Source organism: Sporocytophaga myxococcoides (genome assembly GCF_000775915.1).
GTDB classification, from domain to species: Bacteria; Bacteroidota; Bacteroidia; order Cytophagales; family Cytophagaceae; genus Sporocytophaga; species Sporocytophaga myxococcoides_A.
In genome coordinates this window covers 692139-709581 of the sequence record NZ_BBLT01000001.1, presented here as the reverse complement: position 1 = coordinate 709581, position 17443 = coordinate 692139, and the positions used below count along the sequence as shown (strand labels likewise).

Sequence of the window (17443 nt, the reverse complement as noted above, 5' to 3'; positions counted from 1 at the left end):
TATAATAGGAGCGACGTTTATTTATGCCTTTTAATGAGTACATCCAGCACTTCATCCAGTTCAATATTCTTTTGTTCAAGGAGTACCAGAAGGTGAAACAACAAATCTGCCGCTTCATTTTTAAATAACTCATCGTTATTGTCCATGGCTTCTATTACTAACTCTACAGCTTCTTCTCCAACTTTTTGAGCAACTTTATTAGTACCTTTGGCAAATAATGAACTTGTATATGACTTCTCGTCTGGATTGTTTTTCCTGCTTTTGATAACGTTACTTAACTGTTGAAGAAAATAGATTTTACCGTGATTCTCTTCATTCCAGCAGGTATCCGTACCTGTGTGACAGGTAGGGCCGTCAGGAGTAACTTTAATTAACAGAGCATCCTGATCACAATCCAGGGAGATACTTTTCAAATACAAAAAATGGCCTGAGGTCTCCCCTTTAGTCCAAAGTCTGTTTTTGGTTCTGCTGAAAAAAGTAACTTTCTTTTCTTTTAATGTTTTATCAAGTGCTTCCTGGTTCATATAGCCCAGCATAAGCACTTTCTGTGTAACCTCGTCCTGAATAATAGCTGGTACCAGACCATTATTCTTTCCAAAATCTACATTCTTTAACTCAAATTCTAACATTGATTTTGTGATCTTTTAGGTATTGTTTCAACTCGGGTACAGAAATTTCCTTAAAGTGGAAAATACTTGCTGCCAACGCAGCATCTGCTTTCCCGTTTGTGAATATATTAACAAAGTGTTCCATAGTTCCGGCTCCTCCGGAAGCAATAACCGGAATAGAAAGGGAAGATGAAAGCTTTGCAGTTAACTCATCTGCAAAACCTGCTTTGGTGCCATCATGATCCATTGAAGTCAGAAGAATTTCGCCCGCACCTCTGTTTTCCGCTTCTTTGGCCCAAAGAAAGGTATCAATCTCCGTAGGTTTCTTTCCTCCATGAGTATGCACTCTTGACTGATTTTCATATAATTTTGTATCAATAGCCACAACAACACACTGACTACCAAACTCTAAAGCTAATCTGTCAATAAGACCCGGATCTTTAACAGCAGAAGAATTGATAGATACTTTCTCCGCTCCTGCATTTAAAAGGGCAGATACATCTTCAATACTTGCAATTCCACCTCCTACTGTAAATGGAATGTTTACATTCTGTGCTACTCGTCTAACCAGCTCTACAAGTGTCTTTCTTTTTTCAAGCGTAGCGGTAATATCCAGAAATACCAATTCATCCGCTCCCTGCTCAGCATAAAGTTGCCCCAGCTCAACCGGATCTCCGGCATCTCTGAGGTTTTCGAAATTTACGCCTTTAACTGTTTTCCCGTCTTTTACATCAAGACAAGGAATAATTCTTTTTGTAAGCATCTTATAAAAACCTCTTTAGGTCTTCAAGTTTTATTCTTCCTTCGTAATAAGCTTTTCCAATGATTGCGGCATAAACACCCATTTCATTTAGTTTTGCAATATCATCAACGGTTGTTACTCCACCGCTTGCAATAAGCTTAAGTTTAGGGAATTTATTTCTGACCTCATTATATAACTCAAATGAGGGACCAGCTAGCAATCCATCTTTGGACACATCGGTGCAGAACAAATACTTTGCACCTAAAGCAGCATATTCCTCTGTGAAGTCGAACAAAGAAGTAGTCGTAACCTCCTGCCACCCGCTTACAGCAATCATTTTATTTTTTACATCAGCACCGAGAATAATCTTCTCACCACCATAGTTTTTCAACCAACTTTTGAAAAGCTCCGGATTCTTAATTGCAATGCTTCCTCCGGTAACCTGCTTCGCGCCTGCATTAAAAGCTATCTGTATATCTTCATCAGACTGAATGCCTCCACCGAAATCAACATGCAATGATGTGTTCGTGCAAATTTCTTCAAGCACCTTATGATTTACTACCTTTTTCTGACGGGCGCCATCAAGATCCACTACGTGAAGTCTCTTTATTCCGGCATCTTCAAATTTTTTAGCAACCTCAAGAGGATTGCTATGATATTCCGTTTTTTTATCAAAATCGCCCTGAACCAGTCTGACACACTTTCCATCGATCAGGTCAATGGCTGGTATTATTTCAATCATAATGAAAGGAAGTTTTTTAAAATTTTTTCTCCGGTTTTTCCGCTTTTTTCTGTGTGAAACTGGACAGCGTAAAAGTTATCTTTCCGGATAGATGCACTGAAAGGCAAAATATAATCAGATTGAGCTATCGTATAGTCTGACAACTCTGCATAGTAGCTGTGAACAAAGTAAACAAACTCTCCTTCATTTACACCATTGAATAGAGGATCTTTCAGATTGGTAATAGAATTCCATCCCATATGAGGCACTTTGTCTTTAGGGGGAAATCTTTTTACCGTCATTGGAAATACTTTCAGACATTCAACATCATTCTCTTCGCTATGCTGACACATCAGCTGCAGTCCAAGGCATATTCCGAGAAATGGTTGCTTAAACTCAGGAATGAGCTTGTCAAGATTTCTTTGTTTCAGATAAGTCATTGCAGTACTTGCTTCTCCAACTCCCGGAAAGATTACTTTATCCGCAGCTTTCAGCAATTCCGGCTCATCTGTGATAATAGGGTCTACTCCTAGCCTGTTCAGCGCGTAACTTACAGACTGGGTATTACCTGCATTATATTTTATGATAGCAATTTTCACTTTTTTGATTTTTGAGTTTGCAATTCCGGTCCATTGAGATGATGTCCGAAACTGAATCTCTAAAGTATCCCCTTGGTACTAGGTATCTGATTATTGTTAAAATCTCTGCGCACTGCCATTTTAATGGATTTTGCGAAAGCTTTGAATATAGCTTCTATTTTATGATGCTCGTTATCTCCTTCAACTTTAATGTTAATGTTGGCTTTGGAAGTATCAGAGAAAGATTTGAAGAAATGGTAAAACATTTCTGTTGGCATATCGCCGATTTTTTCTCTTTTAAATGATGCATCCCAGACAAGCCAGTTTCTTCCGGAAAAATCAATTGCAACCTGAGCTAGCACATCATCCATTGGCAATAAGAATCCATAACGTTCTATGCCTCTTTTATCTCCTAGTGCTTTAAGGTAAGCTTCCCCTAAAGCCAGAGCAGTATCTTCGATAGTGTGGTGCTCATCAATGTGCAGATCACCGGCAACCTTTACCTTGAGGTCTGCCCCGGAATGTTTGCCCAGCTGATCCAGCATATGGTCAAAGAAACCAAGACCTGTATGGATCTCCGTTTTTCCTGTGCCGTCAAGGTTGAGAAAAATTTCGATATCCGTTTCCTTTGTCGTTCTTCTGATGCTGGCGGTTCTGCTATTCTGTTTTTTCAGGAACCAATAAATTTCATCCCAGTTATCAGTACTTAAAACCGCTTCGTTATTTGTACTGGAAGAAAAATAAATAGCCTTTGCGCCCAGATTTTTCGCAAGCTGTAAATCCGTCTGTCTGTCTCCGATTACAATTGACTCGGAGAGATCATATCCCTCACCGAAATACTCAGTAAGCATTGCAGTGCCTGGTTTCCTTGTCGGAAGGTTTTCATGATCAAATGACTTGTCTATATGAACGGCATGAAATACAACGCCCTCTCCTTCCAGAGTTTTAGCCATTTTGTCCTGAGCAGGCCAAAATGTATTCTCCGGAAAAGATGATGTACCTAATCCATCCTGGTTCGTAACCATTACAAGGAGATAATCCATCTCATTGGCAATTCTGGAAAGACTTGTAATGGCCTTTGGTAAAAACTCAAGCTTTTCAAGGGAATCAACCTGCTTATCTATCGGAGGTTCAACAATAATAGTTCCGTCTCTGTCTATGAATAAAATCTTCTTCTTCATTTTAACCTAATTCTCTCTCTTAATTATCCTTTCCATTCTGAAAGCTTCTTCATCAAAGCCTCGTTTTCCTTTTCGGTTCCTACGGAAATTCTGATACTGTCTTCACACAACCTTACTTTGGATCTGTCTCTTGTGATGATTTTATTTCCTATCAAAAATTCAAAAATCTTAGGAGCTTTATCCATTTTTACCAACAGGAAATTGGCATCTGAAGGATACACTTTTGAAACAAATGAGAGTTTCTTCAATTCTTCACCTAGTTTCTCTCGCTGTTCAAGAATCTGGGCTACCATTTTCTCCTTGTTCAGAATATTCAATAATCCCTCCTTCACAAATTGCTGAGTAGCAATGTTGATGTTATAAGGATATTTGATTTTATTATAAACACTGATAATCTCTTTAGAAGCGAAAGCCATTCCCAGTCTAAGACCTGCCATTCCCCATGCTTTGGAAAGTGTCTGAAGCACTATAAGATTCGGGAATTGATCAAGTTCGCTGAGGAAAGATGAAGAAGGAGCAAAATCAATATAAGCTTCATCTACTACTACTATCCCGTTAAACCCTTTCAGAATTTGCTCCACATCCTTTTTATTCATGATGTTTCCCGTCGGATTATTCGGCGAACAGATGAAAATGACTTTTGTATTTTCATCAACTGTTTTAAGAATCTCCTCCGGTCTCAACTGATAATCTTCGGTAAGCGGTACCTGCCTGATTTCCACATCGGAAATAGCCGCAGATACTTCGTACATGCCATAAGTCGGAGGTAGAATGATAATATTGTCTTTCCCTGGACGACATACCATTCTGATAATGAGATCAATCGGCTCATCACTTCCATTGCCCAGGAATATTTTTTCAGGCTCTACCCTTTTAATATTAGAAAGGATCCCTTTGATTTCCCATTGAAGCGGGTCAGGATATCTGTTGAAATCGCCAGTTGCTGCTGAACCATAAGGGTTTTCATTTGCATCAAGAAAGATCCCTTCTTTTCCCTTGTATTCGTCTCTTGCTGAAGAATATGGTTTGGCGTTTTTTATGTTCTCCCTAAGGAGTTTATCTAAGCTGAACAAAGTAGTACTAAAGTTATAATAAGAGCTGCAAATTAGCTTTTTTATGCCAAAAATTCACAACAAGCGAGAAATTTACAGTTTACTTATTCGCTATTAGGCATATTATTCTCTAACAGCGCATAATTTACAATTTAAGTACAAGTTTTCTCCTTCACTGAGAACATTACCTCTATCTTGAAAATTGCACATTCGAATAGCTATATTTGTCGTTGACCGGATTACTTAATATCTTTACTAATAATAAAAATGTGAATCAGGAAACTTTTGAGACCTGATCAGAATTATACAAATCTAACACACAACTGATGAAAGAGACATTCTGCTGGCAAATCGAGTGCAAACATACCCCAGAAACTATTGACAGGATTTTATTGCCAATCCGTAAAAGAGGAATGATGGTGAACAGTCTGAACTATAGAGTTCAGGATGCTGGTTTAGCTATTTGTCTGATAGAAGTAGACATTGACCCTTCTGATTCTGAAAGAATTCACAAGAATATGCTGAGAATTCAGGATATCCACAACATAGTGAAACTTTAATCAGCATTTTCAGAGGTTTTAAAAGGATTTTTATCCTTCTACTGGCTTCGGTTGTTATACTTACGCCTATTAGCGTGGTTTTCAGCTAAATAAAGCACTACGACCAAGAAATGCATTCATCCGGAAAAAATAATATACCTGTTTATAGTATTGACCGCTTTAAAAGAAGCGGTCATTACACTTATTTCCAGATTGAAATTTTTGACAAAAACAGAGATTTTAAGGTGCAATACCCTCACAGGCACGACTTTTACGAAATTCTGTTTATTACAAAAGGGTCAGGAAAACACACCATTGATTTCTTTGAGTATGAAATAAAACCCGGCAGTATTTTCTTCTTATCCCCCGGACAAATTCATGATCTTGACCTTTCTGAAGATATTTCAGGATATATATTTCTTTTCACATCCGAGTTCTATCTTATTAATAAAAACGATCAGAACAAACTCCTTGAATTGCCATTCTTTTACCCCCTGATTCCTGGATCTCCCCCTCTGTATATAAATACAATTGAAGAGGTTAAGACATTTAGTGATATTTTTATACAAGCTATTGCAGAAAGAGAGAAAAACTTCGAAGATTCTCCTGATCTTATTGGAGCTCTGCTCGACATTCTTCTGATTCACTGCAAAAGACTTTATCCTCAGAATGCAGGAGATAAAATGAACAAGGGAAGACTTCTTGTAAAAAAATTCAAGCAGCTGATTGAAGAGAAATATCAGGATAATCTTTCTGTAAAAGATTATGCAGAACACCTTGCTGTCACTCCTAATCATTTAAGCGAGACTGTAAAACAACTTACAGGAAGAACCTCTACTGATCTAATCAATGAGAAATTGCTTGTAGAAATAAAGCGTCTACTCATTTATTCGGAATTAACAGTGTCTGAAATTGCTTTTCAGCTTAACTTTTCAGATCAGTCTTATTTCTCTAAATATTTTAGAAAGCTTACTGGGCAGAGCCCTGCAGAGTTCAGAAATTTTGCAGATAAAAAATAAAATTCATCAAGGTAGGAATACAATACAAGAAGACTGAAACAGATTTTAGAATAAACCTATAAGACCAATTCGAATAATAAAAGTTAATTTGATTATTTTACTTTGAAAAGTAAAACCGAGATATAAAAATCATAATTACCTTCTTTCAATTTACTGTTCCAGATTCGCATATAATCGGCTATTCAAATGAAGGCTTCTACTTCCAGGTCATTTATTTGAAAAAAAATTAGTGACTTCTGACAGGAATATTGACCATAACGTTTGACCTCACAGCAACACCATTTTCCTGAGCAGGTACATATTTAATATTCTTAAAAAGGGCTCTGATACTGTCTCCGCAGCCATACCCCATATCTCTGAGTATCTTAATATTAGTAATAGAACTATCTTTTTCTACAAAAAAGGAAACCATTACTTCACCTTCAATTTTTTTAGCTTTTGCTTCTTCTGAATATTTTAAATGCTTGAAAATAAAACCATACAAATCATCCTCACCATTTACATAAGAAGTTTCTTTTGTCTTGCTGACTGCAAAGTTCTTATTACTGGTCTGACTAAATGAAACCACTGAACTAAACATTAAGAAAGAGGCGGTAAATACAATTTTATGCATAGCAATTATTTGATAACTCTTATAATACGTTTAAGAGCTATGGGTGGTTTTCTACTCTTTAAAAAACCTGATCTCACATCTTTTTTCTGTTCTCCAGGCTCTGAACATACCAGTAGTATTATGGCTCACTGTAAAATTTCCGTTTTTATCCACTGCTATTACTCCCCCCGTCCCTCCAGATTTATGAAGCCTTTCATGAATCACTTCATTGACAGCCTGTTCAAGAGAAATCTTTTTATACTCCATCAAAGCGGCAATTGAACGAGCTATTGTCAGCCTGATAAAATATTCACCATGACCTGTTGCAGACACAGCACATGAATTATTATCCGCATAGGTTCCCGCACCTATTATAGGAGAATCACCTACCCTGCCAGGTAGTTTATTAAGAACTCCACCTGTTGAAGTAGCTGCAGCCAGATTACCATTTTGATCAAGCGCTACAGCACCCACTGTTCCATGTTTGTTAATACCTTTAGGTACAGAAGCTGGCTCATTTGCTTTTTTCCATTGTTCAAAAGAAGAAGGAGTAATAAAATAATCTTCCTCTTCCATTTCCATTCCAATAGATTTGGCAAATTCATCAGCACCATTCCCTGCTAATAATACATGATTTGACTTTTCCATCACCATCCTTGCTGCTGATATCGGATTTTTAACATTCCTTACCACTGCAACAGCACCTGCTTTAAGGTCTTTACCATGCATAATGGAAGCATCCATTTCTACATGCCCTTCTTTATTCAACACAGATCCTTTACCAGCATTAAATACAGGAGCGTCTTCCATAAGCTTCACCGAAGCTTCCACTGCATCAAGCGCAGAGCCACCTCCATCTAGAATTTTATAACCTTCCTCAAGTGCCTCACGGAGATACTTTTCGTAAATCTTTTGTTGAACCGGAGTAAGATCAGATTCTTTAAAATTGCCTGCTCCACCATGAATGAGTAATACAATTTTTCCTTTTAATCCTGGGGGCTGTATTTTTTCCATATTGATAATTACAGGAGAAACTAAAAGTAAAACATAGAAGGTTATTTTCATAAGTCGGCTTTGGCCTTATGAAAACTCTTATCGGAAGAAATTGATTTGGGAATTTAAATTCAATTGAACAGAGTCACTTTTTTATTTCGTTTTTAAGGTCTGACCCACTGGCATACAGGACGATTTTTTTAATAATTGAATCTAACTCTTCTGTCATTTCAAAAAGATAATCGAGAGATATTTTTTTTTCAAAATCCAACAGTTCTTCCTTTCTTAATGTATTTACTAATCCTAAAATATTCGCGACCGGCCGACGCACTTCGTGAGACTGTTGCCAGGCTATAGTCTCCAGTCTCCTTAGCTGATTCAGATTCTTTTGCTCCGCTTTAATTCTGTCTGTAACATCCTCTACAATTAACAGTATAAAGTCTTCATTTTTTATCCGAACTAAATTAAGATTAACTTCTGCAATTATTTCTTTCTTTCCCTTCTTGAGAGCAGTTGTAAGCCTTTTGGACTTTATCTGAAATGAAGAAGGGGTTACTAAATATTGTTTTAGATTTTTATGATGAAGAGTTCTGAAGCGCTCCGGAACTAATATTTCAATTTTCTGTCCCTCCAATTCATCAGACGAATAACCAAAAATTTCCTCAGTAGCATCATTAGCAATTCGTATTTTTAAATCTTTATCTAAAATTAAAATTGCGAGTGGCACTGATTCCAATATTTTTCTGAACTTCTCTTCACTTTCTGCCATTGCAATCTGCGCTTGTTTTCTTTCATTTATATCAATGGTAAAAAGAGATACACCCAATAACTCTCCATTGCTTCTGTATACGGGAAACATTTTTGAGAGCACCCAAAGATCAGCATTATATTCCTTACTTAAATCACGTTCAGCATCGCTACTATATCCTTGAAGAGCTTTTTCAAAGGCAGTAAAAAAACTCTCCCTATTCCATTCATTCAAAAACTCATTAAAATCAACACCTTGATAAATTTCTTTGGAGGTAAAATTTAAAAGTCTTTCTTTTGCTACTTTATTAAACATTAAGACCTTGTGATCTTTATCAAAAAGCAATATGGATTCACTCGCATTTTCAATAATTGCCTCAAACATCTCAGCCATATTCTCCATCTCCATCTGCATTCTTTTTTCCTTATCAATGTTTTTTGCAGTAAGAGTTACCCCAAGAAGAGTCTTGGATTGGTTATAGACCGGATTCATTTTAAATTCAAACCAGACTGAAGTATTTTCTGCTGTTGTTTGACCTATTACAACCTCATTCGATCCCATTGTGGCTTTTTGGAATGAAGTATGATATAACTCCTTTGATCCAGGAGCAACAAAGTCCCTATAGTCATCTCCCACTTTTATTTCTCTTCCAAAATATAATTTTAAAACCTCTTTAATTACTTTATTAAAGGCTAATACCTTATGCTCTGGAGAAATCAAGACTATACATTCGGGAGAATTATCCAGAATTGCGGTTAAAATTTCTAAGGTTTGTATCGATTGTCCTTGATCATCCATTTTGCTTTATTTAAAGCACTCTTCCGATCATATTTATTTGAAATACTACCCTCTTAAACAAATATGCATATGAACTTTTTAGGAAAAACAATTATATACTAAACCCTGACAATCTGTTAATGTTAGGAAAAATCACTAAATCTTAATCAGTGTTACATATTTCGTTTTATTGTAGCTAAGAATCACATACCGCAGGTGATGAGATTCATACTCAATTGAAAGGTTTATAGGTTCCTTCATATTGAGACAGAACAAGGCAAATTAATGCAGAAGTAATCGTTGAATAGGCTTTAACCTGATTATTTTACTTTATTATGAAAAGGAAAGCTGGTATGTCTTCCCTTTTTTGTTCGTTATTTTATTATCCCTTTTAGATCTGTTTCAGGATCAGAACTGTTGTAAAAAGATACCGAATCTATACCATTAGAAATGAAGAACCCCCATTCATTTAAATATTCCTTTGTACTAATGAATTCAGTAGTCTTTTCCTTTAATGGGAACTCAAGGATCTTAGAATCGGCATAACCTATTTCCTTATATCCGTTTTTCTCCAAAAATTGTCGTGTTAAATCCAGGTAATAGACATTATCCGCAACTACTTCATTCCATTCATCTTCGGGCATTGTTTTTTGGATGCTGTCCAACCAAAAACCAGATGGATATTTTTGAAAAAATACCTTACCGGCCTCAACTTTAAAAGTATCCTTTTGCAAGCTGATATCAGTAGATTCTATTTGGTTTGATGTATCAGCCATTTCAACAGTATCCCTATCTGGCAGCTCTTCATCCTTTTTTGTATGAGGGTCGCCAGAACAGGCGAAGCTTAATACGAACAGCACTAGGCAGGCTTTGTTTAATTTATCAATTAAAATCATTGAGTTTATCTTGGACATTTTTTTACCTAATCGATAACTATCTGTTCCTTCTCATCGCAATAGCCGTCAAATCATCTCCCCTAAGCATCTCCAGCTTATTTATAACAGTTGTAAAGCCATCTTTAAAACTTTCCGATTTACTTAGCTCAATCATGATCTTATTATAAACTGCTTTTCTTGCATCATAAAATCCATCTGTTGCCAGAATAATAATTTCTCCAACTTCAAGTGATTTTTCTGCAATACCGATTGAAATGTTATCTTGTCCAATAACTTTTGTTAATGTTGATTTATCAATTAATCTAAGACCTCCATGCATTAGTACCTTCTCATTAGTAATGAACGAATCGTCTTTTGTAAGTTGCTCCAGTGTCTCGTCTTTTAAGCTATAAATCCTGGAATCTCCAATATTGGAAATGTAAAGGTTATTACCAGAAGTCGGCCAGACTATAACAGAAAGTGTTGAGGCCATCTTTCTGCAATTACCTTCTATGTTGATCACAAACTTATTGGTCTCTGAAATACTGGCCAGAAGCCTTTGATGGATATTCTTATCCCCTTCTTGTAGCTTAAAACATTCCAGAAGCTTTTTGCAGGTTGTTTCTGAAGCAAACCAATCACAAGGTTGTTTGCTTACGCCATCTGCAACGACAGCTACTAATATTTCCTCGTTTTCCAGATATTCAAAAATGTAGCTATCCCCATTTTTTTCTTTACCGATATTGGGAATGGAATAACCTACAATGTCAAAAAAAGCATCCATTGATATTACGAAACAAATAAAATTATAATAAGAAAAATCCTATCTATCCTTTAATCCCTTAGGATCCCTGTTCAGACAAAAAAAACCTCATGTACAGCTTACCTTGCCATTCATGAGGTTTTCTTTTATAAATACTTAATCCTTACAAACTCTTCAACCTCACCGATACCGCATTCTTATGCGCATCCAGTGCTTCTGCTGCTGCCATTGTTTCAATAACTGGGCCAAGGCATTTTATACCTTCCTTACTTATTGATTGAAATGTAATCTTCTTCACAAAAGAGTCTACTGAAACTCCCGAATAAGCTTTTGCATAGCCATTTGTTGGAAGCGTATGGTTTGTTCCTGATGCATAATCTCCGGCTGATTCAGGAGTATAATGACCTATAAAAACAGAACCTGCATTGATCACTTTACCTGCAAGCTCTTCAGCATTGGAAGTCTGAAGAATAAGGTGCTCCGGTGCATATTCATTTACCATGTGCATGATCTCTTCATCGTTCTTCAAAACTATACATTTGCTGTTTTCAAGAGACTTCTCTGCAAAGCCTTTTCTTGAAAGTTCTTCTGTTTGCATCTTTACTTCATTCAGTACTTCTATAGCTTTCTTCTCTGACTTGGTAAAAAGCATCACCTGGCTGTCAACACCATGTTCCGCCTGCGAAAGTAAATCAGAGGCAACAAATGCAGGATTCGCAGTATCATCAGCCACTACAGCTACTTCAGAAGGTCCGGCAGGCATATCTATTGCTACTCCATCTTTAAATACCAGTTGCTTTGCAGCGGTAACATACTGGTTACCTGGACCAAAAATTTTATATACCTGTGGAACAGTCTCTGTGCCATAAGCCATTGCAGCAATAGCCTGAGCTCCTCCTACTTTGTAAATATTTTTAATTCCCAGAAGATTAGCAGTAAATAGAATGGCAGGATGTATTTTCCCTTCTTTATTTGGTGGAGTACAAAGAACCTTCTGCTCACATCCTGCAATATCAGCAGGAATAGCGAGCATCAATATGGTAGAGAAAAGAGGTGCGGTACCTCCTGGAATATAAAATCCTACTTTTTGAATAGGAACTGATTTCCTCCAGCATGTAACACCAGGGGTCGTTTCAATTAATTTAGTCTCCTCTTTCTGAAAAGAGTGAAACTTCTCGATATTTTGTCTGGCAGCACGTATAGCGATTTTCAGCTCTTCATCAACCAACAGGTTTGCTTCATCAATTTCTAAAGAAGAAACCCTAATATCAGTTATATCTACACCATCAAACTGAGATGTAAATCTTTTTAAGGCAATATCCCCCTCTTTCTTAACAGCCTCCAATACAGGAATTACTCTTGCTTCCAGACTGGCCGTTTCAAAAACAGGTCTTTTCAAAAGATCTTTCCACTGACCAGTTTCGGGATATTTTATAATTTTCATTAATTACTTGATAATTTTTTCGATCGGTACTACAAGTATGCCTTCAGCTCCCGCTTCTCTAAGCTTTTCTATCACACCCCAGAATTCATTTTCTCTTACAACAGAGTGTAAAGAGCTCCACCCCTCTTCTGCAAGAGGCATTACGGTTGGACTCTTAACTCCCGGAAGCAGACTGATAATTCTGTCAATAGAATGATTAGGAGCATTTAAAAGGATGTACTTTGTGTTTCTGGCATTCTTAACTGCATGGATTCTGAACAACAGGTCATTCAGAATTTTAGTTTTAGCAGCTGATAGTTCAGGACAGGAAACAAGTATTGCTTCAGAACGGAATACTACCTCTACTTCTTTTAAGCCATTGCTAATAAGCGTACTTCCACTACTTACGATATCGCAAACAGCATCAGAAAGTCCTATGCTTGGAGCAATTTCTACCGAACCGCTTATTTCATGAATGGAGGCACGTACTTTATTTTCAAAAAGAAAATCAGAAAGGATGTTGGGATAAGAAGTAGCTATTTTTAATCCATTAAGATTGCTAACATCTTTATAGTCATAAGACTTCTGCACTCCGATAGAAAGTCTGCACTGAGAAAATCCAAGTTTTTCTACAAGTTCAACTTTCTTTTTCTTTTCAACTGAAACGTTTTCTCCTACAATTCCAATATCTGCCACACCATCTGCAACATATCCCGGAATATCATCATCTCTTAAAAAGAGCAATTCAACCGGGAAATTAGAAGCAGTAGATTTTAGTTTTCCCCCTCCGTTGCTAAATTCAATTCCACATTCCTTGATAAGTTTTAGTGAATCTTCACTTAGCCTTCCAGACTTCTGCACAGCAAGGCGTAAAATCTCGCTCATAAATTGACTTTTTTTTGGCAAAAATAAATAAAAATACTGGGTTCAGCCCTATTCTTTCAGGAAAGATTACAACACACCCAACACACTATATTTCAATACATTTACCCCAACCATTAACATTTTTTTTCAAAAATTATTTATTTATTAGTGGGCTAGAAACACTTTAATCATATGGAAAGAAGAAAAAAGAGATCAGTAAATGCAATGTTGATCAAGGCAAAGTTGGGGGCCTTAATTTCAAAATCCCCTAAATATGAAAAGTTTGTGGAGAGAGCAAAATACTATATCAGAAACCCTGAAGAGCTTAATAAAATTCTGACAGAAGCCTATAATAAAGCTACCAATGAAAATGCAGAAAGGACATTTGGCGAAATGTGGGGAAAAGTAAAGGCAATGTTCAGACTTATAAGAGCTTCCTTGTTAAATGAATATACGGAGGTTCCAAAATTTAAAGTAATTCTTGGCCTGGCTGTAATCTTATATTTTGTTTCTCCGTTTGATGTATTTCCGGATTTCCTTCCGTTTTTGGGATTTGCTGATGATTTAGTTTTATTTGCATGGTTCCTGAAATATGCTTCGGAAGAAATAGAAAAGTTCCAGGCTTATGAATCAAGAAAGCTAAATTTCTCTAAAACAGCATTGTTCGGTTAATGCCAATCATTCATTCTGCGTATAAAGCTCCTTATTTTCTTTTTTCAGAACATCTGGAAACGATTATACCTGCTTTATTCCGGAAGAATGAACCGATTAAATATCAGCGTGAAAGAATAGACACACCAGATCAAGATTTTCTTGATCTGGATTGGTCTTTTAAAGGATCTGACACACTGATAATCCTTTCTCACGGCCTCGAAGGTAACTCAAAGACCCAATACATTCTGGGAATGGTATTTCTATTAAACTCACTTGGATATGACACTTTAAGCTGGAATTACAGGGGATGTAGCGGAGAGATCAACAAACTGCACAGATTCTATCATAGCGGAGAGACTGGAGATCTCGACTTTGTAATTGAACATGCGACCAGAAAGAAAAACTATTCCAAAGTTGTGCTGATTGGGTTTAGCATTGGAGGTAATATTACTCTTAAATACCTTGGAGAACAAGGTACTAATATCAATCCAAAGGTCATTTGCAGTGTTAATTTTTCAGTACCATGTCATCTTGCTTCCGGCGCTAAAAAACTTGCTGGCTGGGGAAGTTATGTGTATATGAAAAGATTTTTGAACAGCCTCGAAAAAAAAGTTACCGAAAAATCAAAGATAATGCCTGAAGTAATCAGTGCTAAAGGATTTGATAAAATAAGGAATTTTCTTGAGTTCGATGAAATGTATACAGCCCCGATTCATGGGTTTAAAAATGCTTTTGAATACTGGGAGGAATGTAGTTCCCTTTATTACCTGAAAGATATCAGAATTCCTACCTTACTGGTAAATGCCTGTAATGATCCTTTTTTAACACCTCAATGCTTCCCGATTAAGGAAGCTGAGGAAAATCCTCAGTTGTTCCTTGAAATGCCTGAGCAAGGTGGTCATGTCGGTTTTATAGAAAAAAAAATCAGCGGTATATACTGGTCTGAGAAAAGAGCCGTTGAATTTATCTCTGATTATTTATAACTTGCTGTTGCTTTAAAAGAGCACTTCAAATTATGTGCGGAAGATACTCCCTTACCTCCTCGATAGAAAAATTAGCGAAACGATTTAACATAAAAGTGACTAATGAATTCAGACCAAGGTTCAATGCTGCGCCGACACAATTGTTGCCGGTCATCACCAACAGGAACCCTTCTGAAACTTCATTTATGAAATGGGGGCTTATTCCCAACTGGTCACTGGATGAATCTACTTCTACTAATCTGATCAATGCCAGATCTGAAACTATATTAACAAAAGGTCCTTTCAAACAAATCATTAAAAGTCATCGTTGCCTGATTCCTGCCGATGGATTTTATGAATGGAAAAAAGTAGGTAAAACAAAAGTGCCTCACAGAATCACACTTTCCAGCGATGAGATATTTACCTTTGCCGGCATATGGGACTCCTGGGAGGATAAGAAAGGAGATATCATCAATTCCTTTACAATCATTACCACCAATGCTAACTCTCTGATGGCCGAGATACATGAAAGAATGCCAGTGATATTGCCTAAGGAGTTAGAAAAAGAATGGATCAAAATGGACTTATCCGACAATGAAGTTACCGAATTATTAAAACCTTATCCTTCAGAGAAGATGTGTTACTACAAAGCACATCGTGCTGTCAACTCAGCCATGTATGATACTCCGGAATGTATTCAGATGGCACCAAAGATCTATCCCGGAGAAAGTTTTAACTTGTTTGAATAGAAGCTTAATAAGCCAGAAAGTTTTCTCCCTTATTTATGGAGAAGGCTTTCAGCGTTTTTTTTCTTCTTTTTTACAGAGCATTTCGAAAAGCTTAAGATAAACACCATTCGTCCAGCCAAATCCATCCTGTAAAGGATACTCACCTCCTCCTCCTTTTATTTCAGGATCTTTCACATTATACTTTTCCAGCATTTTACCAGTCATTTTAAAAACTCCATCATTGATTCCTATCCATCTTTGAGCGATTGCTGTCACTTCTGTAGTATAGCCATAATTTAGCAATCCTTTAATAACTATATATTGCAATGGAGCCCAACCATTGGAATAATCCCATTGTTGGGCCGTCTTGTTTAAGGTTGTGAACAGACCTCCTTTGTTTAAAAAATTAATTAAAAGCTCATCTTTCACTAATCTTGCTTTCTTTTTATTGCATACTTCAAAAAACAATGGAAAGCCTGCAGCCAGTGATTTTACGGGAGTATTGGTTTGTTTGACAAAATCATAATCAAGGAAAAATTTCTGCTTTTTATTCCAGCAGAATTTTATGATAGCTCTTTTTCTTTTTTTAGCAAGATTTTGATAATAACTTGCTTTGTCTTTGTCCCCTTTATATTCATATACTTTAGAAATAGCCTGTTCCAAATGCAGAAGAAGACAATTAAGATCAACAGGAATTATATCGGTAGTATGAATGGTCTCAAGCTTTTGAGATTCATCAAGCCACCGGCTGCTGAAATCCCAGCCAGATTCACAAGCAGCTCTGATGTTTCTGAACAGGTCTTCCTTTTGCCTTTCCGTGTTTAATGACAATAACATATCTTCTCTAAAAGATTCTGGTCTTGGCTCTGGGAGATCATCCCAATACCTGTTTAAAATTTGTTTCCTGTTAAGCTTTACTACTCTTCTGTAAGAGTTTGAGTGAATATTAATAGAATCTTTTCCGTTCATCCAGAACTCATATTCTTTTACAAGATCCTGAAGGTAAAAATTAAGGATGGTATCGCTTTTTTGTTTTGCCAGCAATTCTACCATCAATGAAAAAAAAGGAGGCTGAGATCTGCTAAGATAATAGGTTCTGTTACCATTAGGTACGAAGCCTGCATGTCTTATTAAAAAAGAAAAATTGGATACCATATTTTGGATTAGTGCAGTGTCATTTGAAACCTGCAAGCCCAGCATAGTAAAATAACTATCCCAGTAATAAATCTCCCTGAACCTGCCACCAGGCACAACATAAGAAAATGGAAGGGGAATCAGAGAGGAGTTAAGTATTGTATCAGGTATTCGGGTAAGCAATGGCCAGAGTTTTTCAATATGCTCTTTGGTTGTCATTGCTGTGTCACTCAGGTAGTCAGTTGAGGGTGTACAAGGCTTTAAAAAATGATTCGCGACAAATTTACTTAGGTCAAAGTAAGGAGATTTTTTTTCATGATAATAATTTTTAAGAATAGTATCAGGATCATAAATCGGAATACAGTCTACAAATGTTTTGGAGTCTTCAAATACCTCTTGCATCTGCACCACTTCAAACAATTCTCCATATATTTTTTCCGGACTTTTCTGAGCAGAAGCACTATAAAACAAAAGAATGAAAAAAGACAAA

At 36.6% G+C, this 17443-nt stretch carries 19 protein-coding genes; 5 read left to right on the top strand and 14 right to left on the bottom strand.

Going from position 1 to position 17443, the window contains the following annotated elements; all coding sequences use genetic code 11:
• Positions 1 to 17 precede the first annotated feature (17 nt).
• The 6 genes from hisIE to hisC are packed head-to-tail and all read right to left on the bottom strand — an operon-like array spanning position 18 to position 4903.
• On the bottom strand, positions 18 to 629 hold the full coding sequence (gene hisIE, locus MYP_RS02840) for a bifunctional phosphoribosyl-AMP cyclohydrolase/phosphoribosyl-ATP diphosphatase HisIE (RefSeq protein ID WP_045458137.1): 612 nt from the start codon (positions 627 to 629) through the stop codon (positions 18 to 20).
• Complete coding sequence (hisF, locus tag MYP_RS02835) at positions 616 to 1371, bottom strand: imidazole glycerol phosphate synthase subunit HisF (protein ID WP_045458133.1); 756 nt, start codon at positions 1369 to 1371, stop codon at positions 616 to 618. The genes hisIE and hisF overlap by 14 nt, the downstream gene beginning before the upstream one ends.
• A gap of 1 nt (position 1372) precedes the next feature.
• Positions 1373 to 2092 carry a 1-(5-phosphoribosyl)-5-[(5-phosphoribosylamino)methylideneamino]imidazole-4-carboxamide isomerase gene (gene hisA / locus MYP_RS02830; RefSeq protein ID WP_045458130.1) on the bottom strand — a complete coding sequence of 240 codons (720 nt, stop codon included), beginning with the start codon at positions 2090 to 2092 and terminating at the stop codon, positions 1373 to 1375.
• Entirely contained in the window at positions 2089 to 2670 is a 582-nt protein-coding gene (hisH, locus tag MYP_RS02825; RefSeq protein ID WP_045458127.1) for an imidazole glycerol phosphate synthase subunit HisH, read from the bottom strand. The genes hisA and hisH overlap by 4 nt, the downstream gene beginning before the upstream one ends.
• Before the next feature lie 59 nt (positions 2671 to 2729).
• Positions 2730 to 3830 carry a bifunctional histidinol-phosphatase/imidazoleglycerol-phosphate dehydratase HisB gene (hisB, locus tag MYP_RS02820; RefSeq protein ID WP_045458124.1) on the bottom strand — a complete coding sequence of 367 codons (1101 nt, stop codon included), beginning with the start codon at positions 3828 to 3830 and terminating at the stop codon, positions 2730 to 2732.
• A 23-nt stretch (positions 3831 to 3853) separates the two neighbouring features.
• A complete protein-coding gene (gene hisC, locus MYP_RS02815) occupies positions 3854 to 4903 on the bottom strand; it encodes a histidinol-phosphate transaminase (RefSeq protein ID WP_045458121.1) in 1050 nt (349 codons plus the stop codon).
• 305 nt (positions 4904 to 5208) lie between these two features.
• Here hisC and MYP_RS02810 point away from each other — a divergent pair, with 305 nt between their 5' ends.
• Together MYP_RS02810 and MYP_RS02805 are read left to right on the top strand one after the other, a co-directional pair.
• Positions 5209 to 5442, top strand: a complete 234-nt coding sequence (locus MYP_RS02810; RefSeq protein ID WP_045458118.1) for a hypothetical protein — start codon at positions 5209 to 5211, stop codon at positions 5440 to 5442.
• Between the two features lie 110 nt (positions 5443 to 5552).
• Positions 5553 to 6440 (top strand): helix-turn-helix domain-containing protein, encoded by an 888-nt coding sequence (locus MYP_RS02805; RefSeq protein ID WP_045458115.1) that lies wholly within the window; start codon positions 5553 to 5555, stop codon positions 6438 to 6440.
• Positions 6441 to 6666: 226 nt separating this feature from the next.
• Here MYP_RS02805 and MYP_RS02800 read toward each other — a convergent pair whose 3' ends face one another.
• The 7 genes from MYP_RS02800 to hisG form a co-directional block, all read right to left on the bottom strand.
• Positions 6667 to 7053 carry an energy transducer TonB gene (locus MYP_RS02800; RefSeq protein ID WP_081990378.1) on the bottom strand — a complete coding sequence of 129 codons (387 nt, stop codon included), beginning with the start codon at positions 7051 to 7053 and terminating at the stop codon, positions 6667 to 6669.
• A 51-nt stretch (positions 7054 to 7104) separates the two neighbouring features.
• The gene (locus MYP_RS02795; protein WP_231569993.1) at positions 7105 to 8046 is read right to left on the bottom strand and encodes an isoaspartyl peptidase/L-asparaginase family protein; all 942 of its coding nucleotides are present in this window, start codon (positions 8044 to 8046) and stop codon (positions 7105 to 7107) included.
• A 124-nt stretch (positions 8047 to 8170) separates the two neighbouring features.
• A complete protein-coding gene (locus MYP_RS02790) occupies positions 8171 to 9571 on the bottom strand; it encodes a PAS domain S-box protein (RefSeq protein WP_045458108.1) in 1401 nt (466 codons plus the stop codon).
• A 353-nt stretch (positions 9572 to 9924) separates the two neighbouring features.
• The gene (locus MYP_RS02785; protein WP_156140267.1) at positions 9925 to 10464 is read right to left on the bottom strand and encodes a hypothetical protein; all 540 of its coding nucleotides are present in this window, start codon (positions 10462 to 10464) and stop codon (positions 9925 to 9927) included.
• Positions 10465 to 10483: 19 nt separating this feature from the next.
• Entirely contained in the window at positions 10484 to 11209 is a 726-nt protein-coding gene (locus tag MYP_RS02780) for a PP2C family protein-serine/threonine phosphatase (RefSeq protein ID WP_045458100.1), read from the bottom strand.
• Positions 11210 to 11351: 142 nt separating this feature from the next.
• The gene (hisD, locus tag MYP_RS02775; RefSeq protein WP_045458097.1) at positions 11352 to 12632 is read right to left on the bottom strand and encodes a histidinol dehydrogenase; all 1281 of its coding nucleotides are present in this window, start codon (positions 12630 to 12632) and stop codon (positions 11352 to 11354) included.
• A 3-nt stretch (positions 12633 to 12635) separates the two neighbouring features.
• A complete protein-coding gene (gene hisG, locus MYP_RS02770) occupies positions 12636 to 13496 on the bottom strand; it encodes an ATP phosphoribosyltransferase (RefSeq protein ID WP_045458092.1) in 861 nt (286 codons plus the stop codon).
• 171 nt (positions 13497 to 13667) lie between these two features.
• On the opposite strand from hisG, the gene MYP_RS02765 reads away from it, so the two are divergent.
• Genes MYP_RS02765 through MYP_RS02755 form a run of 3 tightly spaced genes read left to right on the top strand, consistent with a single transcriptional unit; the run spans position 13668 to position 15840 of the window.
• Positions 13668 to 14147 carry a YkvA family protein gene (locus tag MYP_RS02765; protein WP_045458090.1) on the top strand — a complete coding sequence of 160 codons (480 nt, stop codon included), beginning with the start codon at positions 13668 to 13670 and terminating at the stop codon, positions 14145 to 14147.
• Entirely contained in the window at positions 14147 to 15112 is a 966-nt protein-coding gene (locus tag MYP_RS02760) for a YheT family hydrolase (protein ID WP_045458088.1), read from the top strand. Before MYP_RS02765 ends, MYP_RS02760 begins: the two co-directional genes overlap by 1 nt.
• A 32-nt stretch (positions 15113 to 15144) precedes the next feature.
• Positions 15145 to 15840 (top strand): SOS response-associated peptidase, encoded by a 696-nt coding sequence (locus MYP_RS02755; protein ID WP_045458086.1) that lies wholly within the window; start codon positions 15145 to 15147, stop codon positions 15838 to 15840.
• Between the two features lie 48 nt (positions 15841 to 15888).
• Here the strand turns inward: MYP_RS02755 and treF are convergent, their stop codons facing one another.
• Positions 15889 to 17442: an alpha,alpha-trehalase TreF gene (treF, locus tag MYP_RS02750; RefSeq protein ID WP_231569992.1), complete on the bottom strand. Its 1554-nt coding sequence runs from the start codon at positions 17440 to 17442 to the stop codon at positions 15889 to 15891.
• Position 17443 lies beyond the last annotated feature (1 nt).

Bases quoted from the DNA above. Each gene is read 5' to 3' on its own strand.
- hisG (WP_045458092.1), bottom strand. From the start codon at position 13,496: ATGAGCGAGATTTTACGCCTTGCTGTGCAGAAGTCTGGAAGGCTAAGT.
- MYP_RS02780 (WP_045458100.1), bottom strand. From the start codon at position 11,209: ATGGATGCTTTTTTTGACATTGTAGGTTATTCCATTCCCAATATCGGT.
- MYP_RS02800 (WP_081990378.1), bottom strand. From the start codon at position 7,053: ATGCATAAAATTGTATTTACCGCCTCTTTCTTAATGTTTAGTTCAGTG.
- MYP_RS02755 (WP_045458086.1), top strand. From the start codon at position 15,145: ATGTGCGGAAGATACTCCCTTACCTCCTCGATAGAAAAATTAGCGAAA.
- MYP_RS02785 (WP_156140267.1), bottom strand. From the start codon at position 10,464: ATGTCCAAGATAAACTCAATGATTTTAATTGATAAATTAAACAAAGCC.
- MYP_RS02805 (WP_045458115.1), top strand. From the start codon at position 5,553: ATGCATTCATCCGGAAAAAATAATATACCTGTTTATAGTATTGACCGC.
- hisD (WP_045458097.1), bottom strand. From the start codon at position 12,632: ATGAAAATTATAAAATATCCCGAAACTGGTCAGTGGAAAGATCTTTTG.
- MYP_RS02765 (WP_045458090.1), top strand. From the start codon at position 13,668: ATGGAAAGAAGAAAAAAGAGATCAGTAAATGCAATGTTGATCAAGGCA.
- MYP_RS02810 (WP_045458118.1), top strand. From the start codon at position 5,209: ATGAAAGAGACATTCTGCTGGCAAATCGAGTGCAAACATACCCCAGAA.
- hisIE (WP_045458137.1), bottom strand. From the start codon at position 629: ATGTTAGAATTTGAGTTAAAGAATGTAGATTTTGGAAAGAATAATGGT.
- hisB (WP_045458124.1), bottom strand. From the start codon at position 3,830: ATGAAGAAGAAGATTTTATTCATAGACAGAGACGGAACTATTATTGTT.
- hisF (WP_045458133.1), bottom strand. From the start codon at position 1,371: ATGCTTACAAAAAGAATTATTCCTTGTCTTGATGTAAAAGACGGGAAA.
- MYP_RS02760 (WP_045458088.1), top strand. From the start codon at position 14,147: ATGCCAATCATTCATTCTGCGTATAAAGCTCCTTATTTTCTTTTTTCA.
- MYP_RS02795 (WP_231569993.1), bottom strand. From the start codon at position 8,046: ATGGAAAAAATACAGCCCCCAGGATTAAAAGGAAAAATTGTATTACTC.
- MYP_RS02790 (WP_045458108.1), bottom strand. From the start codon at position 9,571: ATGGATGATCAAGGACAATCGATACAAACCTTAGAAATTTTAACCGCA.
- hisA (WP_045458130.1), bottom strand. From the start codon at position 2,092: ATGATTGAAATAATACCAGCCATTGACCTGATCGATGGAAAGTGTGTC.